This is a genomic window from Clostridium weizhouense (assembly GCF_019431045.1).
Lineage (GTDB): Bacteria > Bacillota > Clostridia > Clostridiales > Clostridiaceae > Clostridium > Clostridium weizhouense.
Window position 1 is genome coordinate 18,656 of sequence record NZ_JAHXPT010000002.1, and the last position, 21,673, is coordinate 40,328.

At 28.4% G+C, this 21,673-nt stretch carries 39 protein-coding genes; 1 reads left to right on the top strand and 38 read right to left on the bottom strand.

The window, feature by feature from the left end; translation table 11 throughout:
- Nucleotides 1-3 precede the first annotated feature (3 nt).
- From KYD98_RS02630 to KYD98_RS02675, 10 genes are all read right to left on the bottom strand, one after another.
- On the bottom strand, nt 4-594 hold the full coding sequence (locus KYD98_RS02630; RefSeq protein ID WP_219778039.1) for a DUF4355 domain-containing protein: 591 nt from the start codon (nt 592-594) through the stop codon (nt 4-6).
- Nucleotides 595-708: 114 nt separating this feature from the next.
- Entirely contained in the window at nt 709-1,173 is a 465-nt protein-coding gene (locus KYD98_RS02635) for a Gp49 family protein (RefSeq protein ID WP_219778040.1), read from the bottom strand.
- Nucleotides 1,173-1,538, bottom strand: coding sequence for an Acb2/Tad1 domain-containing protein (locus KYD98_RS02640; protein WP_219778041.1), 366 nt, complete (start codon nt 1,536-1,538; stop codon nt 1,173-1,175). The genes KYD98_RS02635 and KYD98_RS02640 overlap by 1 nt, the downstream gene beginning before the upstream one ends.
- A 51-nt stretch (nt 1,539-1,589) precedes the next feature.
- Nucleotides 1,590-1,901, bottom strand: coding sequence for a hypothetical protein (locus KYD98_RS02645; RefSeq protein ID WP_219778042.1), 312 nt, complete (start codon nt 1,899-1,901; stop codon nt 1,590-1,592).
- Nucleotides 1,902-1,961: 60 nt separating this feature from the next.
- Nucleotides 1,962-2,231, bottom strand: a complete 270-nt coding sequence (locus KYD98_RS02650) for a hypothetical protein (RefSeq protein ID WP_219778043.1) — start codon at nt 2,229-2,231, stop codon at nt 1,962-1,964.
- A 65-nt stretch (nt 2,232-2,296) separates the two neighbouring features.
- Nucleotides 2,297-2,611: a hypothetical protein gene (locus KYD98_RS02655; protein WP_219778044.1), complete on the bottom strand. Its 315-nt coding sequence runs from the start codon at nt 2,609-2,611 to the stop codon at nt 2,297-2,299.
- A 3-nt stretch (nt 2,612-2,614) separates the two neighbouring features.
- On the bottom strand, nt 2,615-4,015 hold the full coding sequence (locus KYD98_RS02660) for an EndoU domain-containing protein (RefSeq protein WP_219778045.1): 1,401 nt from the start codon (nt 4,013-4,015) through the stop codon (nt 2,615-2,617).
- Nucleotides 4,008-5,336 carry a phage portal protein gene (locus KYD98_RS02665; protein WP_219778046.1) on the bottom strand — a complete coding sequence of 443 codons (1,329 nt, stop codon included), beginning with the start codon at nt 5,334-5,336 and terminating at the stop codon, nt 4,008-4,010. Before KYD98_RS02665 ends, KYD98_RS02660 begins: the two co-directional genes overlap by 8 nt.
- Nucleotides 5,337-5,351: 15 nt before the next feature.
- Complete coding sequence (locus KYD98_RS02670) at nt 5,352-7,109, bottom strand: hypothetical protein (protein WP_219778047.1); 1,758 nt, start codon at nt 7,107-7,109, stop codon at nt 5,352-5,354.
- Between the two features lie 26 nt (nt 7,110-7,135).
- Nucleotides 7,136-7,567 (bottom strand): hypothetical protein, encoded by a 432-nt coding sequence (locus KYD98_RS02675; protein ID WP_219778048.1) that lies wholly within the window; start codon nt 7,565-7,567, stop codon nt 7,136-7,138.
- 122 nt (nt 7,568-7,689) lie between these two features.
- Here KYD98_RS02675 and KYD98_RS02680 point away from each other — a divergent pair, with 122 nt between their 5' ends.
- A complete protein-coding gene (locus KYD98_RS02680; protein ID WP_219778049.1) occupies nt 7,690-7,896 on the top strand; it encodes a hypothetical protein in 207 nt (68 codons plus the stop codon).
- A gap of 36 nt (nt 7,897-7,932) precedes the next feature.
- On the opposite strand, the gene KYD98_RS02685 is transcribed toward KYD98_RS02680, so the two are convergent.
- The 28 genes from KYD98_RS02685 to KYD98_RS02820 form a co-directional block, all read right to left on the bottom strand.
- The gene (locus tag KYD98_RS02685; protein WP_219778050.1) at nt 7,933-8,592 is read right to left on the bottom strand and encodes a recombinase family protein; all 660 of its coding nucleotides are present in this window, start codon (nt 8,590-8,592) and stop codon (nt 7,933-7,935) included.
- Between the two features lie 245 nt (nt 8,593-8,837).
- Nucleotides 8,838-9,266, bottom strand: coding sequence for a helix-turn-helix domain-containing protein (locus KYD98_RS02690; protein WP_219778051.1), 429 nt, complete (start codon nt 9,264-9,266; stop codon nt 8,838-8,840).
- A gap of 319 nt (nt 9,267-9,585) precedes the next feature.
- The gene (locus tag KYD98_RS02695; protein ID WP_219778052.1) at nt 9,586-10,026 is read right to left on the bottom strand and encodes a DUF722 domain-containing protein; all 441 of its coding nucleotides are present in this window, start codon (nt 10,024-10,026) and stop codon (nt 9,586-9,588) included.
- The gene (locus KYD98_RS02700) at nt 10,016-10,195 is read right to left on the bottom strand and encodes a hypothetical protein (RefSeq protein WP_219778415.1); all 180 of its coding nucleotides are present in this window, start codon (nt 10,193-10,195) and stop codon (nt 10,016-10,018) included. The genes KYD98_RS02695 and KYD98_RS02700 overlap by 11 nt, the downstream gene beginning before the upstream one ends.
- 432 nt (nt 10,196-10,627) lie before the next feature.
- Entirely contained in the window at nt 10,628-10,876 is a 249-nt protein-coding gene (locus KYD98_RS02705) for a hypothetical protein (RefSeq protein ID WP_219778053.1), read from the bottom strand.
- 2 nt (nt 10,877-10,878) lie between these two features.
- Nucleotides 10,879-11,094, bottom strand: a complete 216-nt coding sequence (locus KYD98_RS02710; protein ID WP_219778054.1) for a hypothetical protein — start codon at nt 11,092-11,094, stop codon at nt 10,879-10,881.
- A gap of 23 nt (nt 11,095-11,117) precedes the next feature.
- A complete protein-coding gene (locus KYD98_RS02715; protein ID WP_219778055.1) occupies nt 11,118-11,432 on the bottom strand; it encodes a hypothetical protein in 315 nt (104 codons plus the stop codon).
- Nucleotides 11,425-12,264, bottom strand: coding sequence for a DNA-methyltransferase (locus KYD98_RS02720; RefSeq protein WP_219778056.1), 840 nt, complete (start codon nt 12,262-12,264; stop codon nt 11,425-11,427). Before KYD98_RS02720 ends, KYD98_RS02715 begins: the two co-directional genes overlap by 8 nt.
- A 30-nt stretch (nt 12,265-12,294) precedes the next feature.
- Nucleotides 12,295-12,687, bottom strand: coding sequence for a RusA family crossover junction endodeoxyribonuclease (locus tag KYD98_RS02725; RefSeq protein ID WP_219778057.1), 393 nt, complete (start codon nt 12,685-12,687; stop codon nt 12,295-12,297).
- Nucleotides 12,688-12,697: 10 nt separating this feature from the next.
- On the bottom strand, nt 12,698-13,405 hold the full coding sequence (locus KYD98_RS02730; protein ID WP_219778058.1) for an ORF6C domain-containing protein: 708 nt from the start codon (nt 13,403-13,405) through the stop codon (nt 12,698-12,700).
- Nucleotides 13,406-13,518: 113 nt separating this feature from the next.
- A complete protein-coding gene (locus KYD98_RS02735; RefSeq protein ID WP_219778059.1) occupies nt 13,519-13,722 on the bottom strand; it encodes a hypothetical protein in 204 nt (67 codons plus the stop codon).
- 42 nt (nt 13,723-13,764) lie between these two features.
- A complete protein-coding gene (locus KYD98_RS02740; protein ID WP_219778060.1) occupies nt 13,765-14,079 on the bottom strand; it encodes a hypothetical protein in 315 nt (104 codons plus the stop codon).
- A 148-nt stretch (nt 14,080-14,227) separates the two neighbouring features.
- On the bottom strand, nt 14,228-14,404 hold the full coding sequence (locus tag KYD98_RS02745) for a hypothetical protein (protein ID WP_219778061.1): 177 nt from the start codon (nt 14,402-14,404) through the stop codon (nt 14,228-14,230).
- Nucleotides 14,405-14,417: 13 nt separating this feature from the next.
- On the bottom strand, nt 14,418-14,669 hold the full coding sequence (locus KYD98_RS02750) for a hypothetical protein (protein WP_219778062.1): 252 nt from the start codon (nt 14,667-14,669) through the stop codon (nt 14,418-14,420).
- Nucleotides 14,656-15,099 carry a DpnI domain-containing protein gene (locus KYD98_RS02755; RefSeq protein ID WP_219778063.1) on the bottom strand — a complete coding sequence of 148 codons (444 nt, stop codon included), beginning with the start codon at nt 15,097-15,099 and terminating at the stop codon, nt 14,656-14,658. Before KYD98_RS02755 ends, KYD98_RS02750 begins: the two co-directional genes overlap by 14 nt.
- Before the next feature lie 28 nt (nt 15,100-15,127).
- Nucleotides 15,128-15,553: a hypothetical protein gene (locus KYD98_RS18070; protein WP_258049600.1), complete on the bottom strand. Its 426-nt coding sequence runs from the start codon at nt 15,551-15,553 to the stop codon at nt 15,128-15,130.
- Nucleotides 15,553-15,834: a hypothetical protein gene (locus KYD98_RS02765; RefSeq protein WP_219778064.1), complete on the bottom strand. Its 282-nt coding sequence runs from the start codon at nt 15,832-15,834 to the stop codon at nt 15,553-15,555. The genes KYD98_RS18070 and KYD98_RS02765 overlap by 1 nt, the downstream gene beginning before the upstream one ends.
- 8 nt (nt 15,835-15,842) lie before the next feature.
- Nucleotides 15,843-16,013 (bottom strand): hypothetical protein, encoded by a 171-nt coding sequence (locus KYD98_RS02770; RefSeq protein WP_219778065.1) that lies wholly within the window; start codon nt 16,011-16,013, stop codon nt 15,843-15,845.
- Nucleotides 16,006-16,314 carry a DUF4406 domain-containing protein gene (locus tag KYD98_RS02775; RefSeq protein WP_219778066.1) on the bottom strand — a complete coding sequence of 103 codons (309 nt, stop codon included), beginning with the start codon at nt 16,312-16,314 and terminating at the stop codon, nt 16,006-16,008. Before KYD98_RS02775 ends, KYD98_RS02770 begins: the two co-directional genes overlap by 8 nt.
- 23 nt (nt 16,315-16,337) lie before the next feature.
- A complete protein-coding gene (locus KYD98_RS02780) occupies nt 16,338-18,956 on the bottom strand; it encodes a CHC2 zinc finger domain-containing protein (protein ID WP_219778067.1) in 2,619 nt (872 codons plus the stop codon).
- A 14-nt stretch (nt 18,957-18,970) separates the two neighbouring features.
- Nucleotides 18,971-19,198, bottom strand: coding sequence for a hypothetical protein (locus KYD98_RS02785; protein WP_219778068.1), 228 nt, complete (start codon nt 19,196-19,198; stop codon nt 18,971-18,973).
- A gap of 4 nt (nt 19,199-19,202) precedes the next feature.
- Nucleotides 19,203-19,340, bottom strand: coding sequence for a hypothetical protein (locus KYD98_RS02790; protein ID WP_219778069.1), 138 nt, complete (start codon nt 19,338-19,340; stop codon nt 19,203-19,205).
- Complete coding sequence (locus KYD98_RS02795) at nt 19,321-19,815, bottom strand: DUF5651 domain-containing protein (RefSeq protein WP_219778070.1); 495 nt, start codon at nt 19,813-19,815, stop codon at nt 19,321-19,323. The genes KYD98_RS02790 and KYD98_RS02795 overlap by 20 nt, the downstream gene beginning before the upstream one ends.
- Nucleotides 19,815-20,090: a nucleoside triphosphate pyrophosphohydrolase family protein gene (locus KYD98_RS02800; protein WP_061280916.1), complete on the bottom strand. Its 276-nt coding sequence runs from the start codon at nt 20,088-20,090 to the stop codon at nt 19,815-19,817. The genes KYD98_RS02795 and KYD98_RS02800 overlap by 1 nt, the downstream gene beginning before the upstream one ends.
- A complete protein-coding gene (locus KYD98_RS02805; RefSeq protein WP_219778071.1) occupies nt 20,083-20,664 on the bottom strand; it encodes an ERCC4 domain-containing protein in 582 nt (193 codons plus the stop codon). Before KYD98_RS02805 ends, KYD98_RS02800 begins: the two co-directional genes overlap by 8 nt.
- Nucleotides 20,665-20,668: 4 nt before the next feature.
- Complete coding sequence (locus tag KYD98_RS02810) at nt 20,669-20,848, bottom strand: DUF6877 family protein (RefSeq protein ID WP_219778072.1); 180 nt, start codon at nt 20,846-20,848, stop codon at nt 20,669-20,671.
- An 81-nt stretch (nt 20,849-20,929) separates the two neighbouring features.
- Complete coding sequence (locus KYD98_RS02815) at nt 20,930-21,088, bottom strand: hypothetical protein (RefSeq protein ID WP_219778073.1); 159 nt, start codon at nt 21,086-21,088, stop codon at nt 20,930-20,932.
- 10 nt (nt 21,089-21,098) lie between these two features.
- Entirely contained in the window at nt 21,099-21,671 is a 573-nt protein-coding gene (locus tag KYD98_RS02820; protein WP_219778074.1) for a hypothetical protein, read from the bottom strand.
- Nucleotides 21,672-21,673 lie beyond the last annotated feature (2 nt).

The window sequence follows — 21,673 nt, forward strand, 5'->3', positions numbered from 1 at the left end:
TTTTTACATCATCATTTTTGCTAAATCATCTGCTGTTAGTTCTCCTGCTCCATTTTCACCTGGCGGAGTATAAGAACCATCAGCAATTTTTTCTTTAACACCATTGCTTACCATATCATTTACATAAGTACTGAAATTGTCAATTCTAGTGTTAGTTGTTTCTTCATTATCAGTTAAGAAATAATCAATCATTTCCATTGGTATTTTCTTTTCTGCTAGTACATCTTTATACTTAGCTATAGATTCTGCTCTTTCAGCTTTTGCCTTTTGTTCATTAAATTGTTTTTCAAGTTCTTCAATTTTAATTTGTTCTGGAGTTTTCTTCTTACCAGTAGCCTTAAGAACCTCATCATTTATAAGAGTTTGTAAATTCTTATCTTTCCAAGTTTTAATGCCATCTGTTACTCTCTTATCCCCATAAGTTTGAAGATACTTTTTACCATCATCATTAGTTTCAACAAAGTTTTTAACATCATCTAAAGTTAAACCCTTCTCAAATAATTTAGCTAATGTACCATTCCCTTTTATAGTTTCATCTATATCAGCATCATCAGCTATATTCTTTAATAGTTCTGTTAATTCTGTTTTTTTCATTGTTAACTCCTTCCCTATGCAGTTTTATTGCTAACCCTGTATAGTTAAACCTTTTATTTTCCTAACAGTTTAATGCCTTGTTAAGGGCAAAATAAAAAGCCTTATTCCTAAAGCTTACTTAATACCTTTATATGCCGTTTGAAGTAAGAATCCCAAATGATTCCACACTTGATTTTTTATTCTTTCCTTACATATGTCAGCGCCAATTATCTCATTATAATTCTTTGGATCTACACATGCAGAACTTTCAACAATTGTAAAACCATTTACCAATGTTGCAATAACAATAGTAATTTTATCTTTCTTAGTAAACACTTCATAGTCAACAATAAAATCATCAACCATTTCTTGACCTACTGAAACGCCACTAGGTAAGTTAGGATTATGATCTACTTTAAGATAAGATTTTTCAAATACATCTTTAGGTGACCATGAAATATAATCATCTGAATACTTAACCATATACCCTTTTGTTTTTGGGTCTTCATTTTCTGGAATAGTCCACCCTTTGAATTTATTATAATCTCCTAAATTCATTTCTTTTGCTTCTATTAATTTAGTTCCAATATACTTATTCATTATTTTTCATTCCTTCCTAATACATTTCTTTCAATTCTATCTTCTACTCTTCTATTCATCCACATTAAAGCTTCTTCAATATGAGTTAATGCACATGCATTTTCTCTACTTGAAAATGGTCCAGCTTGAAAACTCTTTAGTCTATCTCTTACAATTTCCAATAGATCAGTGTCAATTACACCATGTTGTGAGTTTTCTTCTTTTCTAGCACCTTTTTGGAATACTATCTTTTGTTCTTTAGGAACTTGTAAACCAACATCTGAAACTATTAAGTATTTATGATTAGCACCTCCAGGACCTATTTCATCAGTAGCAAATACCTTATTTAATTTTTCTCTCTTTTGAATAGTGTTTAGTTCTTTCATCTTTCAATTCCTCCTAAAATAAAAATAAGCCTATAATGTTAGACTTAAATATTAGATCACCATATTCCTTTCTTTGTTAAAAGCTTTAAGTTTTTCTGTTAATCCTTTCATAACTTCATCTATATCTACGTGTAAATTAACATTTAGACTTATATTAAAATCCTGTTCTTTAGTTGATTTATTGTCATTATTAATAATTTTAACTTCTGCAACCTCTGAAAGATTTATTATTGTATTATTATCTAAAATCATAAGTCCATCATAATTTAAATGTAATTGTACATAAACGTCTTGTATATCTTTAGCTTTATCCATTTCTTGAATATATACATTTCCACTTTTCATTAATATTTCTACTTTCATAGCATATCTCCTTAAATTTTTGCATAATAAAAGCACTTACTATCTAAGTAAATGCTAAATTTATATAATATGTTCTTTTGATAATTCAAAAAGCGTAACCAACATATCTATTGGTGTATTTGCTGGAATAACTAGACATTTTTCGCCATCATAATCCCTATAACCTTCTTTTGATGAATGATATGTTATTTTACATTCTGAATAATGACCTATAGGTATTAACTCAATACTTTCAATATATACCTTTTCTATTTTAGTACCTAAATATTTTTGTATATCTTGAAATGTATTTCCCTTCAATAAATCATATATAGTTTTAAAATTCTCCATATAACCACCTCTAAATAAATTATATCATAATACAAAAGCACCTACTCATTTTTCTAAGTAAGTGCTTATTCTTCTATTGCATCTTTAGCCCATTGAATATCTTGTTTTATATCTATATTGGGATATTTTTTTTCAAGTTCTTCAAGAATTTTTATAAATTCATCACTTTTAAAATTATATGATATATCCTCAAAATATCCAGCCATATACCATATTTGATGTTCAGTACATTTATTAAAAAATTCTTTTGTTTTTTTCAAATCCTCACTAAGCATATTTACAATCTCATTCCAATATTCATCAAGATTAGGAGATGCACCATGTTGATTCATAGCCTCTATATATTCTAAATTACTAAATATTTTATTTTCATCGATCATACCTTATTCACTTCCTAACATTCTTTGACTCTCATCTGGGAAAATTGTTGTTATTTTTTTTAATGTACAATCATAACAAACTCCAACTGTAACATTATTATAATTTGCAAATTTAAATATACTTATGACATTTTCATTAAATTTATTATGCTGTAATATATATTTCTTTTTATCTTTTAAATTTGCTACATACTCAGCAGCTTTTTGAATATCTTTATCTGTCCAATTTTCTGGGAACCAAGCTTGACCTGTACCAGTCTGTTTAGCATTTAATTTATGATTTGGGACATTACCAACTCTAACACCATTAGCATATTCTTTTACAATATTATACTCTATTTTTTTATCAATTAAAAGTTCAATCGATTTTTGACTATGACCTCCACTTTTTAATCGTATTTCTCCAGGTTTTATTTTTTTAGGATTCTTTGGATTAGTAAAATCACCTTCATAAACATGTTTGAGTGTTTTTTCTGGAATATTTAATAATTTATTATCATTGTCTAATCCATTATTATAATTAATCATCCACTCTTCATAAGATTGCCAATTAATCTTTTCCTTAGTCTCGTTATCAAGTCGCATTTTAGGTCGCCAATCAGAATTAGGTATATTTACATAAGTGCATCTGCAAAAACAATGCTGAGGTAATGAGATAGGCTTTTTATGGATAGGATAATCTTTGCCATCATATTGTCTACAATCAGCACAAGTATTTCCACATAAAGTAGCCATGTAAAGCACATATTTTACATTGTGGTCCTCTCTCCAAACATCATTAATAGATTCTTGTACCCTAGCAACATTATCCTGCACTAACCTTTTAGTATTATATGCATTAGAATTGCATTTTTTCTTAATTTTAGCTTCAATTTCATTAACACTAGTTTTTCCATCAAGAAAATTATTAATTTCTAATTGCAAATCTTTTTGAAGATCATTTTTATTATCCCATAACCTGTCACTCCATAACTTATTATCCACTTTAGTATTAATTACATTATTTAAAGTTACATCGTCTACAGGCTTAATATCCCAACTAGTGTTCATTCCTATATCATGCAAATAGTTGTTAATATTATATTTTTCTTTGCCAGTAGATTTTAAGAGTTTATCAGTTAAATTAGTTTCATCAATAAGCTCATTCTGAATTTTATCTCTAATAAATTTACTTAGCTTTTCTTTTAATTTTTGCTTTTCAATGCTTCCAATAGATAATGTACTATCAGTAATGGTATAAGACAGCATTATTTTAGCTATTTCATTTAAAATATCATCCCTATTACTTTTCTGCTGCTTATATGGTTCCTGGAGCTCTTCATCAACTTTATCATATAACTTTTCTGCAAACTCTAATTGCTTATCAATATAAAGTTGTTGTTCTTTAGTAAGTTTCTTACTCATTTGCACCAACTACCTTATCAAGATCTACTTCATTTTCTGATTCTTTCTTTTTATCAGCTTCACAAAGTTCCTCTTCTCTATCTGAGTTATACATAAAGCTAAATAAGTTTCTTGATGTTTGCTTAGAAAGTATTCCTTCCGGCAATTGTGATATAATTTGTGCCATAACTAAATCATCTTGTGGGATATTTAAAGTAAACTTGGCTGATATGTCCCTATAGTCATAATCAAGATTTTCAACTTTATTAAATAGCTTAAATAAAAAATAAAGTCTACCTTGGATAATATTTTTCATACTACCCTCACTATCCTTTACTCTTTGTTCTAAGCCTATAAGTCTATTTCTAATAGCACTACCACTTAAATTACTTTGTAATTTTTCATTAGTATCAATATGATTAGATATTTCATACATATTTTTCTTAAGAGTATTTAATGTATTTTGTACAAAAGTATCATTTATCTCTTTAGTTAAAAAATAGATTTTTCCATCTTTTTCACTTACAGATATAGCACCTTTTTCTTTTAAATGATCAAGTTGTGTCTTTCCATGTTCATCTTTTTTAGTTGTATCAATTTGACACCCAGAAAAAATCAAATAAGCTAATCTATAGTCTGATATTTCATTTACAATATCAGATAAATTTGTTTCAAATGCATCTTGTAAATCTTTAAGTTCATTAAATAGTGTATCTTGTTCTTTATACTGGCTTACAGTTCCTATTCTTACTGGAACCTCTCCAAAGCTATTTATAGTTGGTTCATCAACTTTATTAAAGCTTTCATCAACATGATATATGTATTCTGGTGTATAAATATCAATGTATTGCTTAGTATCAAATTTCTTCTTATAAAATCTAAAAAACATTGATATATTTCCAAAATCATCAGCTAATACATAACCATCACGTGGATTTACAATCTTAGCATTAAACAATAATTCATCATTCTTCTTATTGGTATAATAAAGCTCATATACACTACCAAAAGAAAGCATATCTCTAAGTAGCATTTTTTCATGGTTTTTATCCCAGTGAGCTGTTTTATTCTCTAAAAAGTCCAATTCTTCTTTATTATCAGTTTTACTTGTATAAGTGATTTTATTACTTACTAGATAAGCAACTTCTTCTTTAATAAACTTCTTAATAAAATTTGTTCTAACCTTTAGATTACTTCTTTTAGGATTATGTTTATATTCTTTATAGGCTTCTGATTTACCAGTAACACAATAATCGTATATTTTATCATAAAGAATCTTTTTAGCTTCAAAGTCGCCTTTAATATTATTCAACAATTCAATGTTTTTTTCTATAAATCCCAATTTACCACCACCTTTCTAAAACAGTGCTGACCTATCAAATATTTGTACAACTACTGGTGCTTTTATTTCATCAACTTTTAACCAAAATTCAGATGTAACGTCAGCAGCATCATCATGTAAGGTATACTTTTGACCTGCAAACTCCATAAATTGATTATTAAATTCTTCATCTTCAGAGCAAAAAATAAATTCCCCTCGATTAACGAAAGGAACTATAGTTGAGATTTTATCATCTTTATTTTTTCTTTGAGATTCATTAATAATTATTATATTTCTATATTTCAGTATTGGATGTTCTTTAATCTTCTTTTCAAGTTGATTTGCATCAGCTCCATTAAAAGTATTTTTTTCAATACTTACATGAGTTGCATCTTGATATTCCAGTAATAATTCAATCATGTGATCTATATACTTATCAAACTCCTGTCTTGCATTAATCTTAGCAAGTTCACCTTTTCTACAGTATTTAAATCCATTAGCAGCAGTTGAACCTACCATATAAGCGCTATAGTCATTTTTACGTCCTCCACCAGATGCAGGGTCTACAATAAGCATAGTTTTAGTAAAGTCATGCGTTTCAATCACTTTTCTAATTTCAGTATGCATTGACTTGAACCACTTTTCGCCTATACAATCAACGTCCCCCTGAACTTCTTGCTTAAAAGAGTTAGGATTTTCATAATAATCTAATGCTAATTCCAAGCAACTCCAAAATTCACTCCAAAGGGTTTTAAATTGCATTTCTTTTTCATGCTTATAATAAAATTCTTTAGCATCTTCTAAGTGATCCGGATTCTTAAAGTCATTTAATATATTCTTAAATTCTAGCCATAAACCAGTATTGAAATATTCATCAACATCATCTACCAAAACACCTTTATACTTTTTAAATTTCCATGTAGGTGATTTAAGTAACCTAGAATAAAAGCATTCCTTATGTTGTTGAGTTCCCCAAGCCATTAGAACAGTACCTTTTTTAACTATCTTGCCATCACGTTTTACTGGTCTTTGCTTAGCAAACTTAACATCATCAGAATATCTTTTCCACTTCTTTTCTCTAGCTTCTTCTGTTCTACAATCATCTTCAGATTGGTAATCATCAAGAATTATAAGATCTGGTCTAACATTCTTATATTTTCTACCTCTCATCGGTGAAGTAGATGAAATAGCTTCAACAAAAGTTTTATTAACAAATTCTAATTGAGTAGCATTACAAATAAAGTTTCTATTCTTATCATCTAGTAACTTACCAAATGCCTGCTCAATATAAGGATTCTCAATCATATTATCCTTTATATCTTTTATGAACTTTTCAGCCGTAGAGCCTATATCTGAGCAAATCAGCACATATGTTTTATGTTTATATGCTACTGACCAACAAGTAGGTCCTAATGTACCAAAAGCACTTTTTCCAGTACCTCTAGGAAGAACTCTTCCTAATTGTTCAGGACCATTACCAATAATACTATCCTGAATATCTTTCCAAAGCTCTTCATGAACATCAGCGAGTGGAGCTGCTGCATTATCTTCTTTGGGAAGGTAAATATCTTGCATAAAATACATACAAAAAAACTCTAAGTCAATTGCTCCGAGTTGCCATGCTAATCCATGGTACCCAAACAAATTCTTAGAGTTTTCTAATATTCTACTATCCGTTAATTTTTCTGCTTTTTTATCATCTATACCTATATCAGTATATGATTTTTTTAGAAAGTGATAAAGCAGCCATTTGTTTCTAGCTTCATCACTAGGGAAATCATATGGAATTTTCAAGCTTTATCACTCCTTTCACTAAAAAATTAAATTATTGTACCATTAAAATAATTTATGATATCCTTAATCAAATCATTATAATAATTTATTTGTATTTCAACATCATTATTATCTTTAATAGAATTTAATTCACAATTTTCTCCATTCATATTAAATATTAAATTAAAAGCATTTGTTCTTTGTCGTTCATATTGAATACTTGTAATATCAATTTTATTACATTTAGTAATTTTTACAGTTTGACTGTCTTCATCAAACGAAACTTTTACTACATAATCATCAAAAAATCCAAATAAAGATACATTAGTATTTGTAAATAAATTTTGAAAATAACAAAAAGCATGTTCAAAATTGTAATTATTTATATCTAATTCATTTATTATTTTTTTTGCTTTATCACAATAATCTAATTTATTTGCACAATGTTTTAAATGAGAATATTTGCCCATATGGTTCATAAACCTACCACCTTTCCATAAAATACAATATTCTACAGAAAGAGTTATAATCCTTTTTAATGAATACTAATTAATATATTGGCAATAATAAAATTAGAATTAAACTTAATTGAGGTGTTTTTATGAAAAAAATTATTGACTTAATAAACTTTATTGCATCTTTAATTACTGTAGAAGAATTTGTTCGTAAAGTTTTGTCTATTTTTTATACAGCTTGTCTTAAAGCCTATATATTTAAAGAAAAAAAATTTTTCTTTAACAAAATAAAAACAAATAAACCTCTATTGAAGTACTTTAAAATTCAAAAAAACATTATAATTGAAATATAACAAAAGCACTTACTATAAAAAATAAGTGCTTTTGTATTATTTAAAATTTTCATTATACTCTTTAGCATACCTATAATAAGTTGGCTTAGTTATTCCTAGTAATTTCATGCATTCAAATGGTCTAATATCACCACTAAGTACTCTTTTATATTCTTTAGAGAATTTATCAAACTCTAATGCTCTTGGTCTACCATAATCATCCCATTCACCTCTAGCCTTTTTAGCTGCAATACCTTCACGTTGTCTTTTTTCTTTTTTCTCCAATTCAGCCTGAGCAAATGAAGCATACATTTCAATAAGCATATTATTAATAGTTTCCATTATCATAGTAGCAATGGAACTATCACTTGGGAGCTCTGCAAGAGTTGTTGGGATTTCTAAAACCATTAATCTAATTCCGTTATCCTGCATCTTTCTTATTTCTTTTAGAATAAGTTGTTTATTCCTACCCAATCTATCAAGTTCAGTAATTATTAATGCAATACCTTCACTAGGATTAACCTTTTTTACAAGGTTCATGTCATTAATCATTTTGTCATATAATGGTCTATCAAAGTTTTTACCTGTTTGTTGATCTGTATAAATTTCATTTATCAACTTAATCTTTTCTTTATTAATAAAATCATTTATCTCCTTAATTCCTCTATCCAAATGTTGCTCTTTAGTTGATGTTCTATGGTATGCGAAATATAACATTATTAAACACCTCGACTTTTTAAAAATACTATAGAAATTGTGTAACTGGGCGACAGGGTTTTGAGCCTTTTCTAATTTAGAAGGTACCCCCTAGTTTTGGAATATATTTCTATAATATCATTATCCTCTTATAGTATCTAAATGTCAACATATATTTTTGATACCTTTAAAATGCTTTTTAATTCCATTTAAATGGCTTAAGTACGTTGATTTTTCAATAGTCTCACATGGTACACATTATGATACTACTTAACAACTGTAAAACTCTTAATTTCTTCAATCTCTTTCTTAAGAGTATTAGTATCTGTTGAACTGTCTTTATTACCTCCAGTAGAAGTATCAATAGTGCTAGCTGAAGCTTTGCCTAATCCCATCTCAATAATAAACTTATTGGCTTGAAATCTAACTCTTTGGTCAGTCTTTTGATTAGCCATATCATACATATTATCAATGCAAGTCGTAACGTTTGATACAATTTTGTCTTGAGCTGTCTTTTTTATCTGTTCTCTTCGTCCTTCAAGCTCAGCCATAACTAACGGTTCCTTTTTCCATGCATAAATAGTAGGTCTTGATACCTTACATGCATCTGCAATATCTTTAATATTAAAGCCACTTAAGAGCATATCAATCATCTTATCTTTTTCTTTAGTTATTATATGAGATTCGATTGCCATGGTATCACCTTCTTTCTTTACACTTATTTTACACTTCTTAGCCTTACTGTTAAGTTATATTAAATTAGTAATATACTTTTACCTTTTAAAATAATACCTCTTATGTAAGCTAATAAACATATTAAAAAGACACCTATAAATTAATATAGATGTCTAAATAAATAAGAGGGCATTTGATTTATCTTTAGTACCTGTAAGAACTCTTAATGAATTCTTTCTACAATACCATTATATTACCTTTGAAGCCTTGAAAACAGTAAGGTTACAATAATATAATAATAAAATAATAAAGATATAAGAATAAAATAATAATAATCCTTTAGAGTATATAATCTGCTATTCTATCTATTACTTTACGTCTAACTTTAATGCAATTATCTACTGATTGATTTAAATCTTGTGCAATACTTGTCCAGCTTCTAGTTGGTTTAGAAAAATATCTAAGTTCAACTAATTTACGTTCATCATTTTCTAATAGATCTAAAGTTGTAGTTATTAGTTCCTTTTCTATAAGCCTACTTTCTTTATCTTTTTTAAGCTGCTCTATTTTATCTTTAATATGTTCATCACGTCTAATAATTTCATTTTCTACTGAACTATTAAATGCATTAGTTGGACCTGTTTTTTCTTCATATGTTACTGCTCTAATGGATACATCATTTAAAAGTTGTTTTATTTTTATATCTGCTAATTGATTAAGTTTATCTATATCTTTAAATTTATATAAATGATATTCTGTTTTCTTAAATCTATCTTCCATTTTTTGCTCCTTCAATAAATTTTATATCTATAAGTAAACATTTCTTTTCTGAATTTAATCTATTAACTGTATTCCAATCTTTTCTTTTTACTGCTTTTTTAATCTGTAAATCTATTTCTTTTAATCTATCTTTCTTAATTTCTAACATATCAATTTTAATATTAATCACCTTCTTTTTTATTCTGTAACAAAAATAAGGGTCTTTTGTAACAAAACTAAAATGTACTTTGTTACAGCTATAACCATTGATATTACTAGTTTTAAGCTACCTTGTACCAATGTAACAAAAAAATAAAACTTATATGTGTAACTTTATATAATATATAGAATATATATTTTTCTCGTTATATATATATTATATTTATATTATTGTTACAAATTATATTATATATATAAAGAAAGGCATAACTATGCAGGTTTGAGGGTGTAACAAAAGCTGTACCGAAAATATTTTTACACATTTTTACAAAGTGACTCAAAGCATTGATATAACTTACTTAGAGCCTGTAACAAAAGCAATCTAAATCTTGTTACAGTTTTGTTACACGTTTGTGACAGGGATATTTGCTTCTACTGGCAGGTTAGTTTTGGTTTGTTTCTTTTATCTTGCTTTCATATGATGATTTTCTTTATTACGTTCTATTTCTTCTGTAAATCTTTCTAAAGTTTTGTTTTCTTCTTCACATTCTTTTAATTCATTTTTCGATTCTTTTGATAAAAAACCATGGTCACAATCATCTAACATTTTTAATCCTTCATATACATTCTTTTTTAATTTTAATTTATCTCTTAATGCGTGTTTTAATATACAGCAATCTTTGTAACTTAAATTTATTAAAAATTTGCTCATAGCTATATCCTCTTTTTATCTACAATCTTTAATAAAACTTCATTTTCCTTTATAGATATGACTTTTAATCTAACACTTGAATAGATATTTACAGCTGTATTCTTTTTTACTTCATATGTTTGTCCTACCTCTAAATCTATATTTTTAAGTTGCTCTACAATAGCCTTATTTCCTATAGTTTTTACATTGTTCCACATATTTAAAAATTTATATTCCATGTTAAATCCTCCTAATTTTAAAATTAATATCTTCCCTCGCTTATATCATCTTTGGACTTATTCCATACCATTCTTGAACTTACATAAACGTTATCTATCATCTTAAGTATTTGTCCTACTCTATCTTTAAGTGGTGGATTTTTAGGTACTCCTCGACTTTCGTTAGTTCTTATGTTATACAAAATACTGGACCACCTATCATATACTCCTAATGCTTCTTTGTGTAATTTATAAGCTCTTGCATACTCATTATCTTGTAATATATTCATTTCATTCATAAGACTGGTGAAGTTGTTTAGATCTTCTGTCGTTATAAATTTGCTATCTAATTCATTCATGAAGTACCTCCACTATTCTAGGTTTGATTATTTCATCTATGGTCCTTTTACTTTTTTCTGTAGCAAGATAATTCCTGTTATTTTTTATGCAACTTACTATTTCACTACCGCTACCTGTAAAACCTATAAATACTATATCTCTTTCATTGCTGCTAGCATTTATGATCCTGTCACATATTTTTAATGATTTTACTGTTTTAAATCTCTCTCCATTTTTATAATAAAATCTTTCTTTAGAGCTTTGACTAGCTTCAGCTAAATCGCACCATACATCTGTTGCTCTTTTAAACTCATTCTTTCTTGGTTTACCATTACATTGAAGATCTTTTCTAGTATTCTTTATTTCTGTATAAGCTGGATTCCATATAAATTTATTTCTATCTTTAACGCACATTATTAGCTCTTCTCTTGCTTGTGGAAAACCCTTATATGTTGCCCTTATCCTTGTATTTCTTTGAGTTATCCAATTTACTATATCTAATACTTTGTTTTCATGGATCCATTTAACTATATCTAATAGTGCAAAACCTTTATTTACTCCTATGGCTCCCCAAAGATACATAGTTCCTGTTGGCTTTAATATTCTTTTACCTTCTAAAATACATTCTTTTATAAATTCTATATATTCCGCTTTATCTTGCCATTGATTATCCCAATCCGAATCTACAATTTCAAAATAAGGAGGATCAAAAATAACTAAATCTACACATTCATTAGGCAATGTTTTCATATACTCTTTGCACTCAGCATTTATAATTTTATTTACCTCTATCTTTATCACTTCCTTTTTTGAATTACCAAGCCTGTCCATACTGCAAGTTAGCTTGGACATAGGCTTGTAATTCTGTTTATTTATGAATAATTAAACTTGCTGTAATTCAAATTCCACTCTTTCATTTTCTTCTGTCCATAATTTGTTAACTATAAGTTGGATAACTTGACTATCATCATCAAATGCTATCTTGTTAAGTGAATCCAATATTATCTTTGCTACATTATCTGCATCAGGCTTCTTTTGTGGACGTTCTAGTCCTTCTCTTATAGCTTTTAATCTCTTCTTTGTGTAACTCTTAGGTACTTTATGATAAACATTAATTACTGCTTTAACTGGACCACCAATATGTTTTCCATCCTGTTGTTGATAACAAATCTTTACCCAGTTTTCATAGTTAACAGTATCTTCAGGTGTTACTGCATGTCTACCAAATACTCTTGGACGAGCTTTGCCTTTTATCTTTCCTTCTACTATTACCATGCTATACCTCCTAACTAAAGCACATTTGATTATTAGTTTCTTGGACTTCTCTTAATAAACCACCTTGCAATTTTAGACTGCTAATATAATTAATTGCTTTATCAATATCTTTTCTTAATAGATTGTGATAAGCAGTAATATTGAAATACTCCTTAATACTTCTCCAGACATATCTATAAACTTTACTTCTAAGTTTTTTATTTTTATATGCAGCACTTTCATTTCCACAACATAACTTCTTAACCTCTAAATCTACAGCTAATTTAATATTGCACGCTTGTCCATGATCTATTGTCATGTTATTTTCTAAAGTATTTACCTTACTTTCAACTTTATTAAGCTTTTCCTCATGTTCTCCCAAAACTTGATATTGAAGTCTTAATTGATCCATAGGTGATAATTTTTTAACTTTAAGTGCTTTTTTCTCACATTCTATAAAATAGTTTCTATAATCATGAGATTTTTCTGTTCGTGCCATCATTGCAATATGTTTTGCAAATTCTAAGCTAATCGCAAAATCTTGTGTTTCATTACCCTCGACATCAAGTCGAACCCCTACAAAATCGTGCCCTACATGGAAAAATTCATTATTTACTATATTAGTTGTATACCATCTTGACCATTGAGATTTATTCAATCCTAGACCTAAATATAATTCTCTTGCACTCACTGTTTTCATACCTGTGTCTGTCGTATTTAATTTTATTAATTCATTCATTAGCCTGATCTCCTTATTATCAAATGATTATCATATGAGAATAAAGAGTTGCAACTGTAGTTGCATCTTCATTCTCTATTCAGTTCTTCATCCTGTTGTAGTATTGCGTAGAACTAATTTAATTTAGACAGCTCTTTATATATATAAGTCTTACACATTCTATCTTCGTTGTAAGTGCCTTTAATTTCTTTAGTTTTATTTTCACAAAATTCTTTTACATCTTCTTCATTATCACATTCATAATAACCACTAATTTTAGTTCTTATAGTAGTTCCAAATGTGAAAAGAGTCGTTTCTTCTTGTATTAAATAAATCATAATTTTCCCTCCATTTATTACGTCAAATCTACATATTGTGTATTATTCTTGTTGTTCTGTATATTTTAATTTCTGACCACAATTAGGACAATGCTTATAATAAAGTTCATCGGCTTCATAATCTCCTACAACTTCTTTGCAGTTAGGACACAACATATTAAAATCAATGTCATATTCTCCACTAACACCAATACCTCTATTAATAGTGTCTGTTTCAACTTCTTTAGGCAATTGTTTTTCTAATCCTTCAATTGATAATTCAACTACATCTTTATCTATAGCAGTGCTTAAAACACAATATTTCAATCTATCTTTCATATGTTTAATTGCCTTTTTAATTTTTTCTTTATTAAACATGACATAAACTCACCTTTCTATTTACATATTGTGAATTACTTTTTTAAAATATCTTGGTAATATTTTTAACTCATGAGTTTTATTTTCTTTAAAGTCTGCTATTTCTAAAGGTTTGGCTGTAAATGTCTTAATACCTTTAATCGTTGTTCTACCTCACTTCTAATAAATTAATTCCACATATATCTCCATTAGTTGCTTCAAAATATACACTTACACCATTTTCTAAATGTTTAGCTCCTACTTTCAATCCATTATTTAAAGCATCTTGAATCAACTTATTCATTTTTAATTTATAATAAACTGGATCGTCTTTTCTTAACCCCATATTCTTCACCTTTCTAATCTTCTTCTTCAAAATCTTCTATATCAGTACATTCAATTTCGCCAAGATCTCCATCTTCATCTCTTACACTTTCTATAATTTTTAATCCATTTTCTTCTAATAAGCACTCATAATCATTTATTCCAAGCATTCTTTCAGATTCAATCTTATCTAAAATAGAATCTAATTTATCTGCATTTTCTGCTTCAACTACAAATTCATGTCTAAAACTTCTTGTTTCATCTACTTCAATTTTAAACTTCATCATTCTTTACCTCACTTTCCTGAAACTCATAATCACAATTTTCACAAACAAATACTGGTATTTCATCATCATTAAATTCGGTTAAATTATTACTTCCACAGTTTGGACAACATATTTGTTCGTCTTCATCATCTGGTTTTAAATCTAAATGCAATAATTCGTTTAAAGTTCCTTTTTCAATCAAAACTCTAATGTTTTTATTAAAACTTTCTTTACTTTCATATTCTTCTGGTATACCCAAAACATCTATTGGAATAGGAATGTCTGCTCTACCATCTTCATATTTTTTTATTTCTTCTTCATCAAATCTATGTGCAATTCTTAAATCAGATGTATAACCACTTTTACTATCTCTATTCCCCCAAAATAATGCCCAACAATCTCCAAACATACTATTATGTCTATTGCATAGTAACAAATATTTTTTACTCATATCCTTCGTCCTTTCTACATATTGTGAATTATATTTCTTCTATAATTTCTATTTCCTCAAACCCTATAAAAATAATATTGCTTTCATCTTTTCCTACTTCTGTCCACATTCCATCTTCATCACAACTTACAAATAAGCCTTTATGCTCATTACCGTTTTTCATTTTTATTTTTACTTCTGACATACAGTTTATATATTCTTCACCGTCATTAATCATTAATGTATAAACTGGTTCTATTTTCATTGCTTTACTTCTTTTTAAATTCTCATATTCAGATTTATTACTATCAAAATTAGATATATATTCTCCATTTGAAGCTGCATACTCCTTTTGAGTTTCATTCCAGCAATGTTCACACATCATTGCTCCTAAATCTGCCATAAAAGGTGATGGTCTTAAAATTTGATTTTCTTCATCACAATAATTACAAGTTCCAATTTTATAAAGACTCATTATTCTCCCTCACATTCTAATAATTTTTCTAACCTCTTTATTTCATTTGAATAATATCTAAATGTATTTTTCATATCTTCTCTAAGATCTGCTATATCATTTTTTATTTGCTGTTGTTTAGAAAGTATCTTTGTTTGTCCTTCCGTACATTTTAATTGATTGGCCATAAAAGCTTCTTTGCATTCTTCATGTATTATTGTGTCTCCAACTATATTCCATTGGTCTTCCCATATAACATCATCACATACTGGACATGTTCCTATAATGCATCCACTAGCCATATTCTCACCTACATTCTGCTAGGTGTTACAAAATCAACATAGTCTTTTACATGATCTATTTCTATATAATCTTCAAATTCTTCTACAACACATCCATCAACTCTGACTTCTGTATCTGCGCCACCTTCTTTTTTAATTACTTCTAAATAATCAATTAAATCTTGTATATTTTTACTCATTGCTCTCTACCTCACTTTTAACATACTCATAATGTACTGGCTTATTAGTTACTAGTGCATACTCATGCTCAACTCTAGCTCCTCTGCTATCTTCCCAGTTACTTAACATATAAATTGCATCACATTGGTCTATCATGCTTGTACAAATCGGCATATATGCTTCATATGGAAAACCTTCCGGAAGAATAGCTGGATTCATGCAAATATGCCCTTGTGATTTTAGCTTTTCCTCTGCTTCTTTAAATATTTCTTTATAATTCTTAAGTCCGTTTATCTTTCCTGCAATATAAACTTTACTCATTATTCTTTACCTCACTTTCACTTCTATATTGGAAACACATTATTAATAACTTTATTCTCAAATTCGCTAACTACTTCTTCCAGATCATTATCAGCACATTCAACTATTGAATTTAACTTTAAATTTTGAAACATTCTTCTATCATATTCGTCAAACCAAGCATTTGAACTGATTGTACTATCTGAAGTAGTAATTCTGTGCTGTTTTGCATTAGCTTTTATAATATATCCTGCTTTTTTAGCTTGTTTTTTAAAATCACTAGTTTTTAATGGAACCAAATCTACTGATTGATACTCTTTTATATACCTGTGAATTGCATCTATAATAAGTTGAGTTCTCATATAAACTTTTCCACATTCACACTTAATGGCATTTTCATTGCAATAATAACTAACGTTTTGTAGCATATCGTTATATAGCACTAGCATTTGTTCTACTACACTTTTTGTATCTTCTCCACCATCTAAAACTTCTTCACGTATATTTTGTTCAATATACCTATAGTAATCTTGTACAGGCTCTAAATTATGTTTTAAAAGCACTTTGTTAAGTAGTTCAATGCCACATGAAATATTAACAGCAGTATTTAATGGTCTATCCTTTAGATGGAATATTTCTCTTAACTCTGATCTAAGGTTCTTATATTCTTCTATTGGTAAATTTAAAGCTTCTAATATAAGTGTCTTTCCTAACTTCTTAAGCAAATCCTCATGGTCACTTAACCAGTACATGGATTCACTATTTTGTTCAGTTCTTTCATTCTTACTTATATAAACTATACAAGAACGTGTTATATTAGCTTTTTCTTGATTAGGATAACTTTCTTCTCCTGCTATTATTAAAGGTCTATCAAGTTTAAATTCCTTGACATTAAAGGTCTTATCCCCTCTAGAAATGGTTAATCTGTCATAAGCAGTTCTGAATATATCACTAAGTTTCATGTTTTTATACTTGTCCATCATAGATGGCTTAAATTCATCAAACAGTATTGGATAATTACCAGTACTAAGCATTTTTTGAATAGCAAATGGTGAAGTTGACATGGCTTTCTTTTCATCTACACTATAGTTAAGTAATAGAGCAACAACTTTTTCTAAAATTGTACTTTTACCCGAACCACTTTCACCTACTATAAGCAAGTGATGTAATTTCTCTGCTGCAGCAATGTTATGCCCTACTTCTAAGAAACTTATTGCACTTCCAATAATAGATATTGCTTTATCGTAGCTTACAAACTTGAATAAGTGTTTCATTAACTCTTTTAGTTCATCTTTTTTTATTGTTTCTATGTCTAAAATATCAATTTTAGTGTTTTCAGCAATCTTAGAATAATCAACTCCTACTGGAGATATTGAACCTGTTGCTGTAATTAATTGAAATCCATCTTCTACTGGAATAAATTTAGCACCGTTATAAATTTCTTTATTGTCAATTGCTAGATATTTAGTTATCCATACCTTAAGATCAACTAAATCTTTTAATTTAGTACCAGTAAAGCTAAAATCCATTCCCAAACAACTTCTAAAGGCTCTTAAATCATCAAATATCTTACTACTACCAATCTTTTCTGCTATTTTTTCATCTATGCAACTTTTAACTTTAAGTCTTATCCCTTCAACTTCTGCATCTACTTTATTAACTTTACTTGCTTCTAAAATATTGAAGTTAGTAATATAATCTCTTGTAGGCTTACTTTCTTCATCATCATTTTTAGAAAACTTAAGTTTATATATTCCATTAGAATCTTGTTGAAATTCAAATTTGTTTTTTAAATCTAAGCTTCTCTTAAATGCCTGTAATAGCTCTTTTTTAGTGTGTCCTGCTTCTAGCCAATCAGTTACATCAATGTTATCTCCCATAGCCTTAATGCTTGGTAAATTGATGATTTTAAAGCTACTAGCAATCTTTATAAAATTGTATTTAATGTTATCAATATACTTTTGACCTGCTTCGCCCGTATCTCCTATAACTGCAATTTTCATAAACTCGCCTTTAATCTTGTCGTAGTCTTTAAATCCCTTTATACTGGTTGCTACGTAATCTTTTTTACTAAGCATATTAGTTATAGTATTAACATCCTTTTCGCCTTCTAAAAAGACGATAGTCTTATTCTCGGCTATTCCTTGCAATAGATTGTAATAGTTATAAGGTACTTCCTCATATCCTCTGTTATTAACAACCTGTCCATTTTCTATATGATAGTATGGTGTTTCTTTTTTACCATCAGGCTTTAAAAACTTAACCTTAGCATATATAGGCTTGTTATTTTCATCTACAAAAGTAAATATTCCTAAAGGTTTATAACCTTTTTTATTACCTCTAGTGACTTGATTTCTCACATATTCTTTAATAGCTTCTTCAAAATCTTCTACTGGTGACTTTTCAACTTCTAAACCTAGATATTCTCTAGCCTGGTTGTATTCCATATTCTTATAATTCATTATAAAATCTATGGCATCACCTACAGCACCACAACCCCAACATTTGTATCTCTGCTTATTGGCATTAGGTATGAACTTAACACTCATAGAAGGTGTTTTTTCACTATGAAAAGGACATTTTACATATCCTTCTCTATTGAATTTTTCTCCTGTTTCTTGCTCTATAAGTTGCTTTAAGTCTATATCTTGTAATTCCTTCAATACTTTCTCACCTCCTATAAATTAAATCCATTAATCCTTTCATACTCTGTCATTTTTCTTCCTATAAGACTTTCTATTTCTATAATTAAATTACTCAATTCTCTAGTTACTGTATTGAATAAACTTAAATATTTCATACATTCTTCAATAGTATGAGTTCTGAAATATTTCTCAGCATCTCTATTTCTATTTAAGTTATAATTGTATTTTTTCTTTAAGAAAGTTAATTGTTGTTTCTCCATTAAATCAACCTCTATTTTTAGTCTTCTGCTTATTTTTCATTCGCTTTTGATACTTTTCTTTTCCTTTATTAGTTGTATTTAGCCTAGTTGTTACTGTTTTTAATGCAGCATCTATTATTTCATCAACACTTCTCATTACCATCAATATCACACTCCCTATAGGCAAATTTACAGTTCCCTAAGTCTTCTATTTCATTGAATGGTATAACTTCTTGTTCATTAAAATGTTTGTACAGATCACATTCTTTAAAACATTTAGTGCAATTTTTACAGTTAAGGTCCATAGTTATTTCCACTAGGTCAAAATATTCTTTACTATCTTCGTATGCTGTATCAAGTTCAGCACTTTTACGTTTCTGTAATACATCCAACTCACTATCACTTATTACAACTATCTTAGAATTTTCATAAAGTCTTACAAATTTTTTAGCTTCTTTTTCTCCTAGTCTTGCTATCATTTTCTTAAGAGTGTTTTTTATAAAAGTACCACCTCTTTTAAGATTAGATTTTTCTTCTTTATCCATTACATTTCCATTAGTAAAATGTTCTACGAGTACTCTTACATAATTAAGAATAAGCAGCTCCTTAACTTCCTGGTTATTTAGATAATCTTTCATCACCAAACAACTCCTTCTAATTTCTTAAATTTCTTAGCTTTCCAATCATCTATTTGCATTGAACTGAATATTTCTCTTAGCTGCTGACACATTATCTCTACATCTGCTATTTCTTCACATACATTATCTACATCTGAATTTTGATTAAGAACATACTTACTTAAAGCTTGTATTAATTCTCCACATTCTTCACAAGCTTTTATCATTTGATTATTTCCTCCAAAAGTCCTTATAGCTTTATTGCAAATCTCTGTTTGCTTTTCAATACTAATCAAGTTCCTCACCTTCACTTTCTTCTAATATAAAGCCTTTGTGCTTGAACAAATTGTATACATAAGCCTGTAGAGTATAATAAATCTCACTTCCCATACACTTCTTATCTACTGGAACTATTACTGTGTTATATTCAGCTTCAATTCCTTTCTTAATTCTCTGCATTAAAGTAAACGGATCATATTGACTTCTATAATTTCCATTTCTTAAATTCTCATGGAAATTCTTGTCCTCTACAAAAAAGAAATACTTTATATCATGCATATTCATGTGTGCTAATTCTTTCTTAAGTCTTGCTGCATCTTCTTTAAGATTGCCTGCTATTTCATCAATAGAGTTTTTGCGTTCAATTGCTATGTCCCTATCAAAGTAAATATCAGTTGTAAACTGTCCTATAGTATCTTTGGGTATCATAGCTGTATAATCTCCAAAATCATTTTTAACTGTCTTATAAGGTATTTTCTTTTTATTAAAAAAATCCAATATATGTTGATTATTTTGCTCACGACTATCCACCACAACTGTCATATTATCTAAGATTTTTTTCATTTCCTTATCTGTAAATTTATATCTCAATTCTTCACCTTCTCATATTTATTAAATTTTCTGCATATCTAAACTGTTGTTTAATATAAGAGTCAGTTACTTTTCCTCCACTTGATAACCAATCTGTTATCCTACTATTTATGTCTTTTAAAGCAACCATTGGTAATATATTGCTGTGTTTCACCAATTCTTCAATACTGTTTATTTTAATCATGTTAATTCCCTCTCAACTGATTCTCTTTTGAGAATAAGAGAATCTAACTATATCGTTAAATGCTCTTATTCTATATTATTTTTAAGTTCTAAACAGATAATTTGTACTAGACATATTAATTCTGCCTTGCTTAGCTTTTACTAAGTCTTTCCCATAACATGGTGCTTTACCACTAATAACAATGTCATTACTACATTGGCACTCCTTATTAAAAGGGCACGCTTGATTTAAACACTTCATAATATCACCTCTAGAATGGCATAAATCCATCATCTACAACTTCTACTAAATCATCTACATTTTGTGTGCCACTAGGATTTAATAACTTATCCTTAGGAACATCTACGCCTTTTTTAATTTCTTCTACTGTTCTAAAATTTTGAAATTTAACTGCAAACTTACTTTCTCCATAAGAATTTAGGTATTCTTCTTTGCCAAATAACGCACCTACTAATTTTCCTTTAAAACAATCTGCAAAATGTTCTCCCCATACAACTTTAAATCCGTTATTACTTTTCTCTACCATATCTATAAAAGTCTTAAACCCTCTATTGGTAGCACCTTCTGCATCTAATACTAATTGTCTTACTATTGCATTATTGTTCCATTTCTTTTCTGCTCTAGTATCACTCTTATAAGCATTAGAATAGTAATTAGGTTGGCTATCACTCTTATCTGTATCTAAATAGATAACCACCATGTCTCTTCCTGCTTTACTCTTTGTTTCTTCAACCTTCATTATCTTACAGATATGTCCACCTGCTTCTAGTGCTTGAAATCCTGTAAATCCTTGTGTTTCATTAAAATCTTTTGGCATTAACATAA